The 19,586-nt window shown below is 30.0% G+C and carries 15 protein-coding genes; 9 read left to right on the top strand and 6 right to left on the bottom strand.

Going from position 1 to position 19,586, the window contains the following annotated elements:
- Nucleotides 1–38 precede the first annotated feature (38 nt).
- Both ACTF56_RS05740 and ACTF56_RS05735 read left to right on the top strand, forming a co-directional pair.
- A complete protein-coding gene (locus tag ACTF56_RS05740; RefSeq protein WP_438965954.1) occupies nucleotides 39–566 on the top strand; it encodes an RNA methyltransferase in 528 nt (175 codons plus the stop codon).
- Nucleotides 567–585: 19 nt separating this feature from the next.
- On the top strand, nucleotides 586–2,649 hold the full coding sequence (locus tag ACTF56_RS05735; RefSeq protein ID WP_438965953.1) for a T9SS type B sorting domain-containing protein: 2,064 nt from the start codon (nucleotides 586–588) through the stop codon (nucleotides 2,647–2,649).
- Here the strand turns inward: ACTF56_RS05735 and folK are convergent.
- Nucleotides 2,638–3,774 (bottom strand): 2-amino-4-hydroxy-6-hydroxymethyldihydropteridine diphosphokinase, encoded by a 1,137-nt coding sequence (gene folK / locus ACTF56_RS05730; protein ID WP_438965952.1) that lies wholly within the window; start codon nucleotides 3,772–3,774, stop codon nucleotides 2,638–2,640. The genes ACTF56_RS05735 and folK overlap by 12 nt on opposite strands.
- 117 nt (nucleotides 3,775–3,891) lie before the next feature.
- On the opposite strand from folK, the gene sppA reads away from it, so the two are divergent.
- The 4 genes from sppA (at nucleotide 3,892) to ACTF56_RS05710 (ending at nucleotide 9,863) form a co-directional block, all read left to right on the top strand.
- Entirely contained in the window at nucleotides 3,892–5,664 is a 1,773-nt protein-coding gene (sppA, locus tag ACTF56_RS05725) for a signal peptide peptidase SppA (RefSeq protein ID WP_438965951.1), read from the top strand.
- A gap of 310 nt (nucleotides 5,665–5,974) precedes the next feature.
- Nucleotides 5,975–6,682 (top strand): queuosine precursor transporter, encoded by a 708-nt coding sequence (locus tag ACTF56_RS05720; protein ID WP_438965950.1) that lies wholly within the window; start codon nucleotides 5,975–5,977, stop codon nucleotides 6,680–6,682.
- Nucleotides 6,683–6,775: 93 nt separating this feature from the next.
- On the top strand, nucleotides 6,776–9,418 hold the full coding sequence (locus ACTF56_RS05715; RefSeq protein WP_438965949.1) for an AsmA family protein: 2,643 nt from the start codon (nucleotides 6,776–6,778) through the stop codon (nucleotides 9,416–9,418).
- Between the two features lie 22 nt (nucleotides 9,419–9,440).
- Entirely contained in the window at nucleotides 9,441–9,863 is a 423-nt protein-coding gene (locus tag ACTF56_RS05710) for a hypothetical protein (protein WP_438965948.1), read from the top strand.
- A gap of 4 nt (nucleotides 9,864–9,867) precedes the next feature.
- Here ACTF56_RS05710 and ACTF56_RS05705 read toward each other — a convergent pair whose 3' ends face one another.
- A complete protein-coding gene (locus tag ACTF56_RS05705; protein ID WP_438965947.1) occupies nucleotides 9,868–10,659 on the bottom strand; it encodes a DUF2797 domain-containing protein in 792 nt (263 codons plus the stop codon).
- A gap of 90 nt (nucleotides 10,660–10,749) precedes the next feature.
- On the opposite strand from ACTF56_RS05705, the gene ACTF56_RS05700 reads away from it, so the two are divergent.
- From ACTF56_RS05700 to ACTF56_RS05690, 3 genes are all read left to right on the top strand, one after another.
- Entirely contained in the window at nucleotides 10,750–11,364 is a 615-nt protein-coding gene (locus ACTF56_RS05700; protein ID WP_438965946.1) for an N-acetylmuramoyl-L-alanine amidase family protein, read from the top strand.
- A gap of 11 nt (nucleotides 11,365–11,375) precedes the next feature.
- Complete coding sequence (locus ACTF56_RS05695; protein WP_438965945.1) at nucleotides 11,376–12,899, top strand: GH3 auxin-responsive promoter family protein; 1,524 nt, start codon at nucleotides 11,376–11,378, stop codon at nucleotides 12,897–12,899.
- Nucleotides 12,900–13,119: 220 nt separating this feature from the next.
- On the top strand, nucleotides 13,120–15,606 hold the full coding sequence (locus tag ACTF56_RS05690; RefSeq protein ID WP_438965944.1) for a TonB-dependent receptor domain-containing protein: 2,487 nt from the start codon (nucleotides 13,120–13,122) through the stop codon (nucleotides 15,604–15,606).
- Between the two features lie 43 nt (nucleotides 15,607–15,649).
- Here ACTF56_RS05690 and clpX read toward each other — a convergent pair whose 3' ends face one another.
- The 4 genes from clpX to ACTF56_RS05670 form a co-directional block, all read right to left on the bottom strand.
- Nucleotides 15,650–16,882 (bottom strand): ATP-dependent Clp protease ATP-binding subunit ClpX, encoded by a 1,233-nt coding sequence (gene clpX, locus ACTF56_RS05685; protein WP_438965943.1) that lies wholly within the window; start codon nucleotides 16,880–16,882, stop codon nucleotides 15,650–15,652.
- Between the two features lie 74 nt (nucleotides 16,883–16,956).
- Nucleotides 16,957–17,631, bottom strand: a complete 675-nt coding sequence (gene clpP, locus ACTF56_RS05680) for an ATP-dependent Clp endopeptidase proteolytic subunit ClpP (protein WP_438965942.1) — start codon at nucleotides 17,629–17,631, stop codon at nucleotides 16,957–16,959.
- 169 nt (nucleotides 17,632–17,800) lie between these two features.
- Complete coding sequence (gene tig / locus ACTF56_RS05675) at nucleotides 17,801–19,126, bottom strand: trigger factor (protein WP_438965941.1); 1,326 nt, start codon at nucleotides 19,124–19,126, stop codon at nucleotides 17,801–17,803.
- A 96-nt stretch (nucleotides 19,127–19,222) separates the two neighbouring features.
- The gene (locus ACTF56_RS05670; RefSeq protein WP_438965940.1) at nucleotides 19,223–19,567 is read right to left on the bottom strand and encodes a phage holin family protein; all 345 of its coding nucleotides are present in this window, start codon (nucleotides 19,565–19,567) and stop codon (nucleotides 19,223–19,225) included.
- Nucleotides 19,568–19,586 lie beyond the last annotated feature (19 nt).

The following is a 19,586-nucleotide window of genomic DNA, read 5'->3' as shown; positions in this document are numbered from 1 at the left end:
TTTTTTTAAACTTTTAAACTAAAAACTATCTTTGTCCTATGAAAAAACTAGCCAACGAAGAACTAAACAGAATAAGCAAAGAGGAATTTAAAGACGCTGATAAAACTCCAATTATCATTATTTTAGATGACATTAGAAGTTTACACAATATAGGTTCGGTATTTAGGACTTGTGATGCTTTTTTGATTGAAAAAATTTATTTGTGTGGCATTACAGCTATACCTCCTAATAAAGAAATTCACAAAACGGCTTTGGGTGCAACTGAAACGGTGAGTTGGGAATATGCAAAAGATGTTTTAGAAGTTGTTGAAAAATTAAAAGCTAAAAAAGTTGCAATTTATTCGATTGAACAAGTGGAAAATTCTATAATGTTGAATGACTTTCGACCTGAAACAAATAAAAAATATGCTCTAATTTTTGGGAATGAAGTAAAAGGTGTTCAACAAGAAGCTATCAACTTAAGTGATGGTGTGATTGAAATTCCTCAACTTGGAAGCAAACATTCTTTAAATATTTCCGTTAGTGCTGGAATTGTGATCTGGGATTTGTTTCAAAAGATGCAATAATAATTCGTAAATTTACAAAATGACAAGAAAGTATCTTTTATTGTTTTTGCTTTTTCTAGGCCTATTTTCCTTTTCTCAGAATGTTGCTCCTATTTTATCTGCAACAGGAAATCAAGCTTACTGCCCAACAACTTCTATCCCTATTGTCACTAGTATGTCTATTGTTGATCCTGACGATGTAGGCATTGATGCCATGTACATACAAATATCTTCAGGTTATGTTTTAGGTGAAGATGTTTTGAATTTAACTGGAACAAATCCTAACATAAATTCGAGTTGGAGTCCTATTGAAGGAAAATTAACTTTAACAGGAATTTCAAATCAACCCACTTACATTGAATTGATTAATGCTATTGAAAATGTAGTTTTTAGTAATAACAACCCAAATGCTAATGGTCAGAGAACTTTTTCTATTACAGTGGGTCAAGCCAATTATTTAGAAGCCACAGATCATTATTATCAATATGTACCCAACATTGGAATTACATGGCAAAATGCCAAAATAGCAGCAGAAAACTCAACCTATTACGGCTTACAAGGCTATTTAGCAACTATAACTTCCATGGCAGAAGTTCAAATTAGTGGTATTCAAGCAACAGGTGCTGGATGGATTGGTGGGTCTGACGACGAAACAGAAGGGGTTTGGAAATGGGTTACAGGTCCAGAAAGTGGCACTGTTTTATGGAACGGATTAGTTAATGGTACGAGTCCGAACTTTGCTTTTTGGAATACTAACGAACCTAATAATTTTGGAAACGCTAATGAAAATTTCGCTCATGTAACTGCTCCTGGTGTTGGCATACCTGGCTCTTGGAACGATTTACCTAACTCGGGTGATCCAAGTGGTGATTACCAACCGAAAGGCTACATTGTTGAATATGGTGGAATGCCCAATGATCCCACTTTACAAATTTCTACTACGACCTCTATTTTTATACCTAACATTATTAATTCTAGTGGAAATTTTAGTTGTGGTTCTGGCAGTTTAACTTTATTAGCAACAGCTGTTTCTGGCAGCGTAAATTGGTACTCAAATGCTGTAGGGGGAACACCAATATTTACTGGAAATGCTTTTAACACTCCTTTTTTGAACGCTACAACTACATATTACGTTGAAGATGCAGCTTCTATTTGTAATCCTTCCAATAGAATAGCTGTTACGGCAACTATAACTCCAATTCCGTCTATTAATATTACAAATCCAATTGCGATTTGCGAAGGAAACTCTGCAACATTAATAGCCTCGTCCGACTTTGGAACCATCAATTGGTATGATTCTGCAACAAGTAATTCTCCTATTTTTGTAGGGAACTCTTATCAAACCCCTTCCTTAAATCAGAGCACAACATTTTATATTCAAGCACGATTTAACAATTGTACATCTCCGAGAATTCCGATAACTGTTCCAGTAAATGGTAATCCATCAGTTACAGATGTTAGTACTTTTATATGTGAAAACAGCACTATAGTTTTAAATGCAGGCATTAATAATGCCACTTATTTATGGTCAACAGGTGCCACTACATCAAATATTACAATAAATAATTCTGGAAATTACAGTGTTATAATTACCAATACTTCTAATTGTAGTGCTACTAAAAATTTTACTATTTCTTTAATTGCCTCACCCGTTATTGAATCTGTGCTTGTGGCTTTAGACAATGTTACTATTTTGACAACCAATTCAGGAGACTTTGAGTATTCTATTGATGGTGTTACTTATTATGATTCTAATATTTTTTCCCTAAACAATGGTGGCTTGTATAATGCTTATGTTAGAGAAAAAAACGATTGTGGTTTTGACATTAAACCCTTTGTATTTCTATCCATCCCTAGATTTTTTAGCCCAAATGGTGACGGAACCAATGAGTATTGGAAAGTAAAAGGCATAGAAAATTATAACGATGCTAAAACTTATATTTTTGACCGATTTGGAAAATTAATAACGGAATTAAATTCACGTAATTTAGCTTGGGATGGAACGTTTAATGAAATGAAATTACCAGCAAGTGATTATTGGTATTTTATTGAAATTGAATCTCTTAATCAAACCTTTAAAGGTCATTTTTCGTTACTTAGATAAACTTTTATTGATTTCATCTAATAAAAAAACGTAATCACTCTGCTTTTTTATAAAATCTAAGTCCGAAATATCAATAACCAGAACATTTAAATCGGTTTGCGTTTTGATGTAATCCAAATAACCACGGTTTATTTTTTCCAAATAATCGGCCGGAATTTCTTGTTCGTAACTTCTACCTCTTTTTTTAATATTAGCTAAAAGTCGTTCCGTATTTTGGTATAAATACACATACAAATCAGGTTTAGGCATTTCTTTATGAATGATGTCAAACATGGTTTTATATAATCTAAACTCATCTTCATGTAAAGTAACTTTAGCGAAAATTAACGATTTAAAAATATGATAATCCGCTACAATAAAATCTTTAAACAAATCAAATTGAGCCAAATCATCTGTTAATTGTTGGTATCGATCAGCTAAAAATGACATTTCCAAAGGAAAAGCATATCGGTTTTGATCCTTATAAAATTTAGGTAAAAAAGGATTATCAGCAAAACGTTCTAAAACTAATTTAGCATTACAATCTTCTGATATTTTTGTTGCTAAAGTAGTTTTTCCAGCACCAATATTGCCTTCAATAGCAATATAATTGAATGCTCGAACATTTAATTTTTCGATAGGAGAAACTAATTTTTCAATCACAACACACTCACTTTCATCTTCACAATTAAGAAGCAACTCTGTAATAGATTTTTTAAAATTTGGATGCATCCAATTTAAATTTAAATCGTGCATTGGCAAAAGTACAAACTTGCGATTTTGCATTTCAAAATGCGGAATTTGTAAATTTTCTGTGGAAATAATTTCTTCGTTGAACGAAACGATATCTATATCAATAGTTCGTGCTTGATAGCCTTTTTCATTAGAACGGATTCTCCCAAGTTGTTTTTCTACTTTATGAATCTGTGTTAAAACTTTTTGGGCTGATTTGGTGGTATGAATTAAAACAGCAACATTATAAAAAGGAGCACTTTCAAAGCCCCAAGCTGGAGTTTCGTATAGTTTAGAAACTTTAACTACTGTCGCAATTTCATTATGAATCACATTGATAGAGGATTGAATGGCTTCCAATCGGTTTCCAACATTACTTCCTATCGATAAAACAACTTGATTTTGTGATTTCATATTGGGCAAAAATAACGAACTATTTTAGACTAATAATTTATGAAATGTTTTTTTTATGAACATGTAACTTTTTTGTTCATTTGCATACTTATAATAACAATAATTAATATTTTAAAAATGAGATTTTTAAGTAACGTTTTATCAACAATAGTCGGAATCTTTTTATTCGGTTTTATTTTTTTCTTTTTCATTTTAATCATTGGTGCTTTTGCAGGAAGTGGCGACGGAAAACCTAAATTAGAAAAAAACTCAGTAATCGAATTGGATTTATCTGAAATAACCCTAGATTATAATGGAACTTTTGAACCTAGTCCGTTTGAAGCACTGTTAGAAAGCAAACAAAAGGCGAGTGTAATTGAAGTGATTGATGCTATTGAAGCAGCCAAAACAGATGATGATATCAAAGGAATTTCTATACTAAAAAACAATTCTTTATTAGGATTGGCGCAAACAAAAGCAATCAGAAATAAATTAGATGAATTTAAAAAATCAGGCAAATTTGTATATGCATACTCCGATGTTTTGAGTCAAAAAGATTATTATTTGAATTCGGTAGCTGATCAAATTTATTTGAATCCTGTGGGTGAATTAGATTTTAAAGGCTTGGCTTCAGAGGTTATTTACATGAAAGATTTACAAGAAAAATCAGGTGTGAAATTTGAAGTGATTCGTCATGGAAAGTACAAAAGTGCTGTTGAACCCTATTTAGCACAAGAAATGAGTGCTGAAAACAGAGAACAATTGACTGTTTTATTACAATCTATTTGGGAAACTGTTGTTACTGATATTGCCGCAAGTAGAAAAATTGATGTAAGCGTTTTAAATTCTATTGCTGATAATTTAGGAGCTAGAACTCCAAATATGGCATTGGATGCAAAGTTAATAGACAAAATAGGTTATGAAGACGAATACCATGATTTAATTCATAAAAAACTAAAAGCAAAAAAAGATACAGAATATAACAAAATTTCAATTTCTGAATATGCTTCCATAGCGGATTCTCCTTCGACTAATTTCACGGCTGATAATACCATTGCTGTCATTTATGCACAAGGTGAAATCCAAGGTGGTGAAGGAAGTGTTAATATTATTGGTGAAGGTTCAATCAATCGTTCTTTAAAAGAAGCTCGCGAAGACAAAGATGTAAAAGCTGTTGTATTACGTGTCGATAGTCCTGGAGGAAGTGCTTTAACTTCTGAACTAATTTGGAGAGAAATTGAATTGACAAAAAAAGTTAAACCCGTTGTAGTTTCCATGGGAAATGTAGCAGCTTCTGGCGGTTATTATATTTCGTGTAATTCTGACTACATTTTTGCTGAACCAAGCACTATTACTGGTTCTATAGGTGTTTTTGGAATGTTACCCAATATGAGTGAACTAGGAAAAAACATTGGAATTAATGCCGAACAAGTTAAAACTCACAAAAATGCGAGTGGCTATAGTCTTTTTGAACCTCTTGATGAAGATTATAAAAATGTAGTTTTAGAAGGAATTGAAAATGTTTATAGTACTTTTTTACAAAGAGTTGCTGATGGAAGAAAAATGACAACTGATCAAGTAGATGCTATTGCGCAAGGACGAGTTTGGACTGGAACAGATGCTTTAAAAAATGGCTTAGTTGATCAATTAGGTAATTTGGACGATGCTATAAAACATGCTGCAAAATTAGCTAAGATTAAAGAATACAGAACAGAGAATTTCCCTGAATACAAAACAAACTTCAATGATTTATTGGCTAATTTGTCTGGGATTTCACTATTTCAATCAAAAGAAGCGTTACTAAAAGAGCAATTAGGAACAGAAGCCTATATGCTTTTAGAAAAAATTAAAAGAGCTCAAAATACCAAAGGAGTTCAAGCCATGATGCCATTTTCTTTAGAAATTAAATAATACATTAAATATTTAGTTAATCTATTTTCAGACTACAAAACCGCTAACCTAAAAAATTAGCGGTTTTTTAAAAAAAAATATGTACTTTAGCTTTGTTTATATTTAACAACATAAAATATCATTATGTCTAACAATAATAATTTAGAAGTTTTCGTCTCATTATTACCAATTGTATTTTATTTAATAACAATTTCATTTTGCTTTTATTTTGGAATCAAATTTTATAAAAAAGTAATGAAATGTATTGAAAAATTTTTAAATACATAAATAATAAATTTTGTTTAATTATATTTGTTTTAAATTAAACAAAATGACTGTTTCTGAAAAACTTTTAGCTCAAAAAATTTATTTTATACTTGGAAGTCTTTTTATTGCTTCGCTTGTGGTTTCAAATTTGATTTTTCAAAAGTTTTTTTACTGGCATCCGTTTGGAGATTTTACACTGTTTGGAGCCAAATTATTTGAAATTTCTGTCGGTATTATTCCTTATCCAATCACTTTTTTGGTGACTGATATCATCTCTGAGATTTATGGAAAAAAGAAAGCCAACCAAGTTGTTACCACTGGAATATTTGCTTCTCTATTTTCACTTTTAATTATTTTTATTGCCAACAAAGTTCCTGCCATTGAAACTTCTCCAGTAAATGACTATTTGTTTACACAAGTATTTGGTCAAACGGCATTGGCTGTTGTAGCCTCTATGAGCGCTTATCTTTTTGCACAATATATTGATATTCAAGTATATCATTTTTGGAAGAAAATAACAAAAGGTAAAATGCTTTGGGTTCGCAATAATTTTTCAACCATGACCTCTCAAGCTATTGATACTTTTTCTGTTTTAGTACTACTTTGTTTCTTTGAAATTCTTCCATGGAAACTTTTTTTACCTTTATTTATTAGTGGTTTTGCATTTAAAATTTTTATCGCATTATTGGATACGCCTTTAATGTATTTGGCCGTTTATTATTTCAGAAAAAGGTTTAATTTAAAAGAAAACGAAGAACTTTCTATTGATTAATTGAAATTCTGTAAAAAATTATTAGAATCTTAATACATTCTTTTTCAAATTGGTATTACTTTTGTTTAAGATAAAAGTCTAAAATTCACTATCATGTTAAAGAAAATATTAAAATTTACTGGAATTACTTTATTAATTCTAATTATCACATTGGCAGCAGCGCCTTTCATCTTTAAAGATAAGATTAAAGAAATTATTGCAAAAACATTAAACGAAAGTGTGGATGCAAAAGTAGCTTTTGAAGATGTAGATCTAAGTTTGTTTAAAAGTTTTCCTAAAGCAACAGTAACCATAGAAAAATTGAGCATTATTAATAAAGCTCCTTTTGTAGGTGATACTCTTTTTTATAGTGGTGAAACCAACTTAAAAATGAGCATTAGAGAACTTTTTAAAGATGCTGAAGAAACGATGAATTTGGAAAGTATTTCATCTGAAAATGCAATTGTAAATATAATTTTCAATAAAGAGGGTTTAGGCAATTATGACATTGCTTTAAAAGAAAATCAACCATCTGAAAATAGTGATAGCAAACCTTTTGCACTAAACATTCAAGACTATAAAATTGAAAATTTACGTTTTACATATTTAGATGAAGCTTCTGATATGAAAATGATTTTAGACAGCATCAATCATACAGGAACTGGAAATTTTGCAGCACAAAAATTAGATTTAGATACTAAAACTAATGCAAAACTATCCTTTGAAATGGAAAAAAATAAGTACATGAGCAATGTAGCCGTTACTCTAGATGCTGTTTTAGGCATTGATATGGATCAAATGAAATTTGAGTTTAAAGACAACAAAGCTTTAATAAATCAATTGCCTCTAAAATTTCATGGATATTTACAAATGCTGGATGATGGTCAATTATATGATTTAACATTCAATACACCAACTTCATCTTTTAAAAACTTTTTAGGATTGGTTCCTGCAGCTTATTCTGGTGATCTTAATACGGTAGAAACTTCAGGAGATTTTACTGTGAATGGAAAAGTAAATGGAAAATTAACGGAAACTACAATTCCTAAATTCAATATTGAAATCGCTTCAAAGAATGCCAGATTCAAATATCCAGATTTACCCAAAGCAGTCAATAATATTATAATTGATACTCATATTGTTAATGAAACAGGCCTAATGAATGATACTTACGTGAATTTAGACCAATTATCATTTTCAATAGATCAAGATGTTTTTAATGCAAAAGCGACGGTTAAAAATTTTGAAAACGCACTGGTGAATGCCGAATTGAAAGGAACTATAAATTTAGCCAACGTTTCAAAAGCTTATCCTATTCAGTTAGATCAACCTTTGTCTGGAATATTAAATGCTGATATTATTACCAAATTTGACATGAAATCGGTGGAAACTTCACAATATCAAAATATTCAAAATTCAGGTACTTTATCAATTACTGGCTTCAATTATACTGGACCAGAAATGGCAAAACCTTTCTTGATTAATAAGGCAGCGGTAGTTTTTAACACTAGTAAAATCCAGTTGAATCAATTTAATGCAAAAACAGGAAATTCTGATCTAAATGTTACTGGTGTTTTGGACAATTTTTATGGCTTTTTATTTAAAAATCAAGTCTTAAAAGGAAATTTCAATATGAATTCAGACCTGCTTTTGGTTGCTGATTTTATGGCGCCAACCACTACAACAAATGCTGAAGGAACTAAAGCTACAGAAGCCGTAAAAATTCCTTCCTTTTTAGATTGTACAGTAACTGCTAAAGCAAAAACAGTAGTTTATGATAATTTGAATTTAAAAGAAGTTTCTGGAACTATGATTGTAAGAGATGAAGCTATAGCTTTAAACAATTTAACCATGGGTATTTTTGGAGGAACTATTGGACTTACAGGAATGGTATCCACAAAAGGAACTACTCCAACTTTTGATATGAATTTAGGATTAAATCAAGTCAACATTGCAGAATCGTTCACAAAATTAGACATGTTGACTAAAATTGCACCAATTGCAGGTGTGATTAATGGAAAATTAAATTCAACCATAAAGCTTTCGGGTAATTTAACTAATGATATGACTCCAGATTTAAAAACACTTTCTGGTGATTTATTAGGGCAATTATTATCTACAACGATTACCGATAAAAATTCTAAATTGCTTTCCACATTAACATCTAACCTTAATTTTATTGATTTAGACAAATTAAATTTGAATGATGTTAAAGCTGCTTTAAGTTTTAAAGATGGAAAAGTGAACGTAAAACCTTTTGATTTAAAATACCAAGATATTGTGGTAAATGTTGGAGGAACTCACGGTTTTGATCAAAGCATGAATTACAATTTAAAGTTTGATGTTCCTGTAAAATATTTAGGAAAAGATGTTAATAACTTAATTGCAAAACTAAGTCCAGCAGATGCCAATAAATTAGAAAACATTCCAATAAATGGTGTTATGAATGGTAGTTTTGGAGCTCCAAAATTCACAACCGACTTAAAAATGGTTACTACAAATTTAGTTTCGCAGTTGGTAAAACAACAAAAAGATAAATTAATAGGTCAAGGCACTTCAGCATTAGGAAACTTAATTGATAAGACCAAAAAACCTGGCGATACAACTAAAACAAATATACCAACCACAAAAGAAGACGTAAAAGAACAAGTAACTACTAAAGCGGAAGAAGTAAAGACCAAGGTAAAAGAAGACCTAAAAACCAAAGGAAAAGATGCTTTAAATGGTTTTCTTAACGGAAAAAAGAAAAAAGATTAATAAATATAAATTAACCAAACTTATGAAGAATTTTTTGTTTTTATTATTTTTAGTTCATAGTGGAATTTTTTATTCTCAAGATTTAGATGGAAAATGGAAAGTTATATCTTATGAAGACGAAATTATTTATTATAATAAAGTTAAAGATTCTTTAAAATATAAAGATATTAACAGAAAAGAAGAGGCTGAAAATTTCAAGGAAATGGCTGATTTTTTAATATTTCCAATTAGTTATCAATTTAACAATAAAAAAATACTTATTATTTTACCAATGATGGATGAAATTTCGGGTGATTTTGAAAATGACAAATTAAACAAAAAAATAATTTTTACCGATAAAACAGGCAAGAAAGATGAAATTCCATACACATTTGAAAATGAAACTTTATTTATTGAGATGAAAATATCAACTGGGTTTATTAAATTAGGGCTTATTAAACAGTGAATTTTTACAAACTTATCTTCACCACATAGCCTTCATTACTTCTAACATTAAAAACAGTTCCATCTTCAAAAAGAAGGTATTGCCCTTTGATACCAGATACTTTTCCAGTAAAAGTTGGCGTTTTTTCTAGATTTAAACTGGATACTTTTTTAGGATATTCTAACACGGGATAGTGTAAATCTAATACTGTTGCTTCACGGGCAAAATATTGCTTCACTTCATCAGGAAGCCATTGCAACGTTTTTTGTCTTTCGGCTAATAAATCGACTGGTAAAACTTCATTTTTTAACATTTTTTGCCAAGCTGTTTTATCTGCAAAATGATTTTTTAAAGCAACTTCAGTAATTCCAGCTAAATAACGATTAGGAACCTCAACAATTGGAACGGCTTGCACAGCACCTTGATCAATCCATCGAGTAGGCATTTGAGTTTTTCTGGTAACTCCAACTTTTACTTCACTTGACAATGCTAAATATACTATATGAGGTTGTAATTGTACTTTTTTCTCATAAACCAAATCTCTATCTTCAATGTCTAAATGAGCGGTACTCAATTCAGGTTTCATGATCCAATCACCTACCGAAGCACTATTCATAAAGCAATCATAACAATAGCCTTGACGAAAAATTTTCTTTTGTTTGCCACAATTTAAACATTGATATCCTTGAAAAACCAGTTCCGTTTCTTTACCAATTAATTGATTTACATTTAAAAAACTATTTTCAAAAACTAAATAATATTGAATAGGATTTCCTGATTCTGTTTGCAATTTAGTAAGTACACCTTCGTAAGTCATTAGATTTTTTTTCAGATTGAAACAAATTATCACAAAAAATTGTTATTTTAGCGTAAATATAAGGCGTACAAATATTAAACCAAAGCAAGCATGAAAAAATACAGTAAAATAATATTGATTTTGCTAACGTTAATTTTTCTGTCCTTTAATTCTAATTCAGTTGAAGAAATTAATGTTGTTATAGATTCAGGTCATGGCGGTTCAGATTATGGAAATATCAGAAATGAATTTACAGAAAAAGCCATTATAGATTCTATCACTAAGAAATTAAAAAATTCAAAAATTAAACCAAATGTAAAGCTGCATTTTACAAGAATTGATGATGAAAATGTTGCTTATAAAAAAAGAGTTGAGTTCATCAACACGATTCAACCAGATTTAGTTATATCATTGCACGTAAATAGCTTATTGAATTCTGAAGCAAATGGTTTTGAAGTTTATGTTTCACCAGAAAGCAAAGCCATTGAAAAGTCTAAACAATATGCCGAAGAAATGGCAAAAAAATTAGAAGAAAAAATAACCTTAAAAAACAGAGGTGTTAAAAGTGCCTCCCTTTTTATATTAAAAAAATCAGAAGTTCCTGCCATTTGTTTGGAACTTGGATTTCTATCTAATGATAACGATAGAGATTATTTAATTAGTGATGTGGGTCAAAACCAAATATCTAATGCAATTATAGAGTTTATTTCCAATCTTAATAAGTAAGCACATAAAAAATGGCTTTTCCAATAATTAATTCTATTGCATCTTTCCTTTTAAAAAAACGAATTCATCAAATGGAATTGTTTTTAAAATATCCTAATGAAGTTCAGGAAGAGTTGTTATTTAGTTTATTAAAACAAGCCGAAAACACTTATATCGGAAAACAATACGGTTTTAATTCTATCACCAATTACAAAACTTTTTCAGAAAGAATTCCTGTTTCAACTTACGAAGAATTGGAACCTTTAATAGAAAAAACTCGCAAAGGCGAACAAAATATTTTTTGGAATACTCCTATAAAATGGTTTGCAAAATCTAGCGGAACTACCAATGCTAAAAGCAAATTTATTCCTGTTAGTGCAGAAGCTTTAGAAAACTGTCATTATAAAGCTAGTAAAGATTTATTGTGCTTGTATTTAAATAATAATGAAAATTCTCAGTTGTTTGTTGGAAAAAGTCTTCGCTTAGGTGGAAGCAAGCAATTGTATGAAGATAACAACACTTTTTTTGGTGATTTATCGGCTATTTTAATTGATAACATGCCTATTTGGGCAGAATTTAGTTCTACGCCTAGCAGTAGTATATCTCTAATGGGCGATTGGGAAAATAAAATGCCAGCAATCATTAATGAAACTATAAAAGAAAATGTTACAAGCTTAGCTGGTGTTCCGAGTTGGATGATGGTTTTGCTAAATAAAACTTTAGAAGAAACAGGCAAAAGTAATATGCATGAAATTTGGCCTAATGCCGAAGTTTATTTTCATGGTGGTGTCAATTTTGACCCTTACAGAGAACAATATAAAAAATTATTTCCTAAAGATAATTTTCAGTATTATGAAATTTATAATGCCTCGGAAGGATTTTTTGCTTTACAAGATTTAAACAATTCCAACGATTTACTTTTGATGTTAGACTACGGTATTTTTTATGAATTTATTCCTATGGATAATTTTGGAAAAGATAATCAAAAGGTAATTCGTTTAAATGAAGTGGCGTTAAATAAAAATTATGCTGTTGTAATTACCACAAATTCAGGTTTATGGCGTTATTTGATTGGCGATACGATTCGATTTACAAGTTTAAATCCTTACCGAATTAGAGTTACAGGACGAACCAAACATTATTTGAATGTATTTGGAGAAGAGTTAATGGTAGAAAACACCGAAATGGCTTTAACAGCTACTTGTAAAACATTACAATGTGAAATTATTGATTATACGGTTGCTCCAATTTTTATGAAAGATAAGCAAAAAGGAGCTCATGAATGGATGATTGAATTTAAAACCTTGCCTGAAAATTTGAGTCATTTTAGTGCAATTTTAGACCAAAACTTACAAAATTTAAATTCAGATTACGAAGCCAAACGTTATAATAATATGACACTAAATCCGTTGGTATTGAATGTAGCTCGACCAAAATTATTTTATGATTGGTTAAAAGAAAATGATAAATTGGGTGGTCAACATAAAATTCCTCGTCTTTCAAACGACCGAAATTACATGGAACAACTTTTGCGAATGCAATTAATAACGATTTAAATTAAACCTTCAGCATTACAAGATGCTGATATAAATTCAGCATAAAATGAAAAAATTAATTGCTTTATTCTTATTGACTCTATTTTTAGTTTCCTGTTCTAGTGTGCCAAGATATGGTTGTAACCCTAGACGATGCAGTGTAGCCTCTTTTTAAAAAAATTTTGTAACATTTTTGATTTTGATGAGTCTTATGAACAATCATCAATCAAATCAAAAAAACATGAGACTTTTAAAATTAAATGAATTATTAAAGGTAAAAAATGCTTTTAATTTTTCAAAAATGCTTTCTTTATTTGTGCTATTTGGCCTATTTTCTATCAGTTCGGTAGCACAAAACACCACAATTTCCATTAAAACATTTTCTGAAACTGATTGCAGCGAAGACCAAGTAGTTCGATATTATACCTTGGATAAATCAGAAAAAAATGTATCTACTTTTAACAAATATTATAATGGAACAGGTTGTAATTTTCAAATCACCGAAAATTTAGCACCTGGAACTTATGTATTAACCATTTTTACTTATGAATTCAATGAAGTGAAAGTGGAAATAACTATTTCATCCAATCAAAAAACAATAAATTTAGAGCCCATTCAACTGTCAGAAAAAGTAGGACAACTTGAAGAAATTGTTGTTTACGATAGAAAAAAATACATCAAAGTAGATTCAGACAAAACAACTATTAGTGTTAAAGATAATCCATTAATAAGTTCAGGAACTGCCTTAGATGCTATTAAAAAAATGCCCGGCGTTGTAGCTTCACCAACAGGAGGGTTTACTTTAAACGGAAAACAAATTTCAATTTATATTGATGATTCCCCTAACTCATTAAGCGGTCAAGATTTACAAAACTATCTTTCATCGTTACCTGCAAAAGCAATTGACAATATAGAATTAATTTATAATCCTGGAGCAGCCTTTGAAGCCAATTCAAGCGGTTCTATTATTAACTTACTTACAAGTACAGTTCGTTTAAAAGGAATTAATGCCAGTTTCAACATCAATTATAATTTTAATAAATATCAAAAACCAAGTCCGCAAATTCTTTTAAATGGAAAAGAGAAAAATTTAAGTTGGCAAACCATGATGGGCTATAATTATATTGAAGCTGAAGAAGTAACGAACAACGAGCAAACCTTTACCTCATTCAACCCCAATAAAAATATTCTTCAACAAAGAATGAGTCTTACAACCAATAGAAATTTATATACACGCATTGGAACCAACTACAAATTGACTTCAAAATCAAATATATTGCTCAATTACAATACTGTTTTTAATAATGACAGAAACGATTTTATTTCAAAAACAACAGGTTCAGATATTGATGAATATGCCAACAATGGAATAGGAAAAAACAAAGGAAATAATCACGAAATAAGTTTGCAATTCAGAACTAAATTAGACACTTTAGGAAGAAAATTAAACCTGACCGCTTACACTAATTTCATTAAAAATCATCCTATTAATAATTCGAATGCTATTGAAAATAGCACCACAAGTTTAATTTCAATTAGCAGTGATTTTGAATTAATGAATAATTATTTAAAATACGACTTTATTTTACCTTTTGATAAATTAGGTTTTTCCTTAAATACTGGTGGAAAATATAATAATTTAGAAGTTTCTAATTTGGGTAAATACACTATTGCTTCCCCAACAACAACACTTATTAATTTTGATTATAAAGAAACAAATTTAGCCTTTTATGCCGAAGCTCGTAAAAAAATTAAGAAGTTTAATTTCTCTTTAGGTTTACGATTAGAAGATTTTAACATCGATAGAAACGCAGTTGTAGAAGATGTAAACACAAAAGTTACTTTTAAAAACACCAATTTATTTCCCAATGTAAGTGCTTTGTACCAATTGAGTGATAACGTAAACATAAGCAGTTCTTATTCCAGAAAAATAAACCAACCCAATTACAATACCTTAGACCCAAATGGAGGCACTTTTGATCAATACAACACTTCTGGTGGAAATATTTTATTGAATCCTGTGTTTTTTGATAACTACGAATTTAAAATTTCGGCTCTAGATTTTATTCAAGTGGGAACAAATTATACTGTTGGAAAAGACCAAAACTTTTTTGTTTTTAATGCTGAGCCTAATGAATTGATAAGTTCTAATTCATTCAAACAATTTGATAAAGTAAAAACGTTTACTGCATATGCTAATTTTCCAATTCCGTTGGATTATATTTTTAAAGGAAAAACTGTTTTTGAAGAACGTTTAAATCAAATTGACAGAATGAATTACATTTATTTAAGCATTAATTATGTTAAAACAACTATTGAAGGTTTTGATTTTCCATTCCAACAAAAACCTATTGTAAATTATGGTGGTGAAGCTCAAATTTTGTTACCATGGAATGTAAAAAGCAATTTAAACTACTTTTTAGTTCCGAGAGGAAATTGGGAAATTTACAACATAACAAAACCAATTCAGCAATTTGATATTTCATTTAACAGAGAATTTCTAAATAAAAAACTAACTTTAGGTGTACATGTTTTAGATGTATTTAATGCCAATGAAGTTAATGCTGTAATTGCATCAAGTAATTTAAATACCCATTTTTATCAAAAAAGAGATTCAAGAACTTTCCGAATTTCGTTGAATTATAATTTTGGAAACTTAAAACTAGATAAAGAAAATACAACTATTGAAACCGAAAAAGTTCAAACTGGTGGTGGAATTTTGAAATAATAAAAAAATCCCGATTTTAAATTAAAATCGGGATTTTTGAATTTTAAGAAACAGCTTTCAATCGTTGCAATAAATTTCTATTTAAACTATTTTCTGCGTATTCTTTAGTTACTATCAAATTCTTTTCTTCAGAACTTGGAATATCAAACATCGCATCAGTTAAGATAGCTTCACATAACGAACGCAAACCTCTTGCTCCTAATTTGTATTCTAAAGCTTTTTCTACAATGAAAGCTAAAGCTTCTTCTTCAATTTCAAGAGTTACATCATCCATTTCAAACAATTTTTTATATTGTTTTACTAAGGCATTTTTGGGCTCTGTTAAAATACTACGCAAAGTGTCAGCATCTAACGGATCCATGTGAGTAAGCACTGGCAAACGACCTATAATTTCTGGAATTAATCCAAAATCTTTTACATCTTTCGGAATTAAATATTGCAATAAATTATCTTTATCGATTTGATCCGTATTTATAGAAGAACTGTACCCTACTGCTTGTCTGTTCAATCTTTTTGAAATAATTCTTTCAATACCGTCAAAAGCACCACCTGCAATAAATAAAATATTTTGCGTGTTGACTTCAACAAATTTTTGATCTGGATGTTTTCTTCCTCCTTTTGGTGGAACATTAACAACAGTTCCTTCTAACAGTTTCAATAAAGCTTGTTGCACGCCTTCTCCAGAAACATCTCTTGTAATGGAAGGATTGTCGCTTTTACGAGCAATTTTATCAATCTCATCAATAAAAACGATGCCTCTTTGAGCTTTTTCCACATCATAATCTGCCGCTTGTAATAATCGTGTTAAAATGCTTTCAACATCTTCTCCAACATAACCTGCTTCTGTAAGTACAGTTGCATCTACAATTGCTAAAGGAACGTTTAACATTCTTGCAATGGTTTTAGCTACTAAGGTTTTTCCTGTTCCTGTTTGCCCAACCATGATGATGTTACTTTTTTCAATTTCAATTTCATCTTCAGTTGTTTTTTGCATCAAACGTTTGTAATGATTATAAACTGCTACGCTCATTACTTTCTTAGTTTGATCTTGACCAATAACATAATCATCTAAAAAAGCTTTAATTTCTTTAGGTTTGTATAATGTTAAGTCTGTAAACAACTCTGAATTTCCCGATTGTTTTAATTCTTCAGATACTATTCCGTACGCTTGTTCTATACATCTATCACAAATATGTGCATTGATTCCTGCAATTAACAAATTAGTTTCTGGTTTTAATCTTCCACAAAACGAGCATTCTAATACTTCTTTTGCCATTTCTTTTGGTTATGGGTTGTTAGTTATTGTTTATGGGCAAACCTATTACTCATTAACATTACCTATCACCAGTTTTATTTTCTTTCTAATACTTCGTCAATCATACCATATTCTTTGGCTTCAGCTGCAATCATCCAATAATCTCTCTCAGAGTCTTTGTAAACTTTATCAAAATCTTGTTTTGAATGTTGTGCAATAATATGATATAATTCGTCTTTCAATTTCAACATTTCTCTTAAGTTGATTTCCATATCTGAAGCTACACCTTGCGCACCGCCGCTTGGTTGGTGAATCATCACACGAGAATGCGGCAAAGCACTTCTTTTTCCGTCAGCACCAGCACATAATAAAACAGCGCCCATTGAAGCAGCCATTCCTGTACAGATTGTTGCTACATCAGGTTTTATGAATTGCATGGTATCATAAATTCCTAATCCCGCATAAACACTACCTCCTGGAGAATTGATATAAATTTGAATATCTTTAGAAGCATCTGTACTTTCTAAAAACAACAATTGTGCTTGTACAATATTTGCAATTTGATCGTCAACACCTGTTCCTAAAAAGATAATTCTATCCATCATCAAACGTGAAAACACATCCAATTGAGAAACATTTAATTGACGTTCTTCCATAATGTATGGAGTCATACCTGTTGGTGTAATTTGTTTTACAATTTTATCATAATACAAATTATTTATGCCTTGGTGCTTAGTAGCAAATTTCCTAAATTCTTTTCCGTAATTCATAAATTAAGTTTAAAAGTTTATGTGTTTAAAAGTTTAAAGGGATTTAAACTTAAAACTATTATAATTTTTTTGCAAAGTTCGTGCCTAATACTTTTGATGACAAATTGTCTTGAAACAAAAAGCGCCAAAACTAGTTTGACGCTCAAAGATAATTATTTTTTATGAGAAATTATTCTCCATACATTTCTTTAATAAAGTCTTGGTAAGAAACTTCTTTAGTTTTTGCAGGAACTTTTTCTTTGTATAGATTCAGCATTTTTTCGCTCATTACTTGTTCTGACAAACGTTTTACCTCATCTTGATTAGACAAAACTCTTGCAACAATTCCTTCAACTTCTTCGTCGGTTGGATTTAATTGCCCAAATTGAGCCATTTGTTTTTTAATTAATTCAGAAGTAAATGCTTTTAATTCTTCAAATGTAGTTTGTAAATTGTTTTCTACAATTACTTTTCCTTCAATTAATTGATAGCGTAAACCTTTTTCTGATTTAAGATATTCTTCCTCAGCTTGCTCTGCTGTTAAAGGAGTTTCACCTGCATTTTGAATCCATTTTTTTAAGAATGTTGCTGGTAAATCAAATTTTGTATTATCAATTAAAGATTCTGTTACATCATTTAAGAATTTTTGATCTGCTTGTTGTGCAAACTGACCTTCAGCGTCTTCTTTAATTTTGGCTTTTAATTCTTCTAAAGATTTTACATTTCCTTCACCAAATAACTTATCAAATAATTCTTGATTTAATTCCGCTAATTCTGTTGCATTGATTTCATCAATTGTAAAGTTCACCTCAACATCTAAATCGTGAACATCATCGTGATCAACTTTTAAATAATCCATTAATTTATGGTCGTCATCAAAAAGTCCTTTAGTATTCAATACAACAACATCACCTACTTTTTTATCGATGAATAGTTTTGCTGTTTTTTTATCCTTGAATATATCTAAAGAAATAGTTGTTCTGTTTTCGATGCCTTTTTCTTCATTTGAAAATGTTCCTGAAACATCAAAACCTTCTTCCACTTTATCTTTTGGAATTAATTTACCGTATTGTTTTTGAATACGTTCAATTTGTTCGTTTAACATCGTTTCATCAGCAACAATTTTAAAACGAGTCACATTAGTTTTAGCCGATAAGTCTAAAGTAAATTCTGGCGCTAAACCCAATTCGAATTGAAAAGTATAATCATCAGAATCCCAATTGAAATTTTCAGTAACTTTTGGAAGTGGATTACCAAGAATGTCTAATTTTTCTTGAACTAAGTAATCATTTAATGATTTTTGAAGTACTTTGTTTACTTCTTCCAATAAAATCGCTTTTCCGTATTGTTTTTGAATCACACTCATAGGAACTTGCCCTTTTCTAAAACCTGGAATATTTGCTTTTTTTCTGTAATCAGTTAAAATGTGATTTACTTTATCTGAATAATCTTCTTTTGATACGGCAACAGTTACTATTGCGTTTAAAGCATCAACGTTTTGTCTTGTTATGTTCATTTTCTCTTTTTTATACCCTAAAATTGGGTTGCAAAATTAAAAAAATTTTACAACCCAAACAAGTTTTTAATTAATTGAATTTCAAACGTATAAAAATTACTTTTTATCTATAAAAATTTTGTTCAAAATTGAGGAACTGATGGATAATAATAAACTGAACAATAGTGCGTACCAAAATCCAGCCACTTGAAAACCATCAATCAATTTATCTGAAATTAGTATTATTGCAGCATTAATAACCAATAAAAACAAACCTAAAGTTACAATTGTGACAGGAATGGTTAACAATATTAACACCGGTTTTAAAAAAGTATTTAACAAAGCAAGTACAACTGCAACCATCAATGCTGTTGTCATGTTATCCACTACAATTCCGGTTAAAAATTTAGACAATAAGAAAACCAGTACAGTAGAAATAATAAGTTTGATAAGTAAATTCATGTTTTTGTTTTATTTAATT

Source organism: Flavobacterium sp., from assembly GCF_965657075.1.
Classification (GTDB): Bacteria; Bacteroidota; Bacteroidia; order Flavobacteriales; family Flavobacteriaceae; genus Flavobacterium.
This window is presented reverse-complemented; position numbering and strand designations above follow the sequence as displayed.

Coding starts and splice junctions, on each gene's coding strand:
- ACTF56_RS05740 (WP_438965954.1), top strand. CDS start 39: ATGAAAAAACTAGCCAACGAAGAACTAAACAGAATAAGCAAAGAGGAA.
- ACTF56_RS05735 (WP_438965953.1), top strand. CDS start 586: ATGACAAGAAAGTATCTTTTATTGTTTTTGCTTTTTCTAGGCCTATTT.
- folK (WP_438965952.1), bottom strand. CDS start 3,774: ATGAAATCACAAAATCAAGTTGTTTTATCGATAGGAAGTAATGTTGGA.
- sppA (WP_438965951.1), top strand. CDS start 3,892: ATGAGATTTTTAAGTAACGTTTTATCAACAATAGTCGGAATCTTTTTA.
- ACTF56_RS05720 (WP_438965950.1), top strand. CDS start 5,975: ATGACTGTTTCTGAAAAACTTTTAGCTCAAAAAATTTATTTTATACTT.
- ACTF56_RS05715 (WP_438965949.1), top strand. CDS start 6,776: ATGTTAAAGAAAATATTAAAATTTACTGGAATTACTTTATTAATTCTA.
- ACTF56_RS05710 (WP_438965948.1), top strand. CDS start 9,441: ATGAAGAATTTTTTGTTTTTATTATTTTTAGTTCATAGTGGAATTTTT.
- ACTF56_RS05705 (WP_438965947.1), bottom strand. CDS start 10,659: ATGACTTACGAAGGTGTACTTACTAAATTGCAAACAGAATCAGGAAAT.
- ACTF56_RS05700 (WP_438965946.1), top strand. CDS start 10,750: ATGAAAAAATACAGTAAAATAATATTGATTTTGCTAACGTTAATTTTT.
- ACTF56_RS05695 (WP_438965945.1), top strand. CDS start 11,376: ATGGCTTTTCCAATAATTAATTCTATTGCATCTTTCCTTTTAAAAAAA.
- ACTF56_RS05690 (WP_438965944.1), top strand. CDS start 13,120: ATGAGACTTTTAAAATTAAATGAATTATTAAAGGTAAAAAATGCTTTT.
- clpX (WP_438965943.1), bottom strand. CDS start 16,882: ATGGCAAAAGAAGTATTAGAATGCTCGTTTTGTGGAAGATTAAAACCA.
- clpP (WP_438965942.1), bottom strand. CDS start 17,631: ATGAATTACGGAAAAGAATTTAGGAAATTTGCTACTAAGCACCAAGGC.
- tig (WP_438965941.1), bottom strand. CDS start 19,126: ATGAACATAACAAGACAAAACGTTGATGCTTTAAACGCAATAGTAACT.
- ACTF56_RS05670 (WP_438965940.1), bottom strand. CDS start 19,567: ATGAATTTACTTATCAAACTTATTATTTCTACTGTACTGGTTTTCTTA.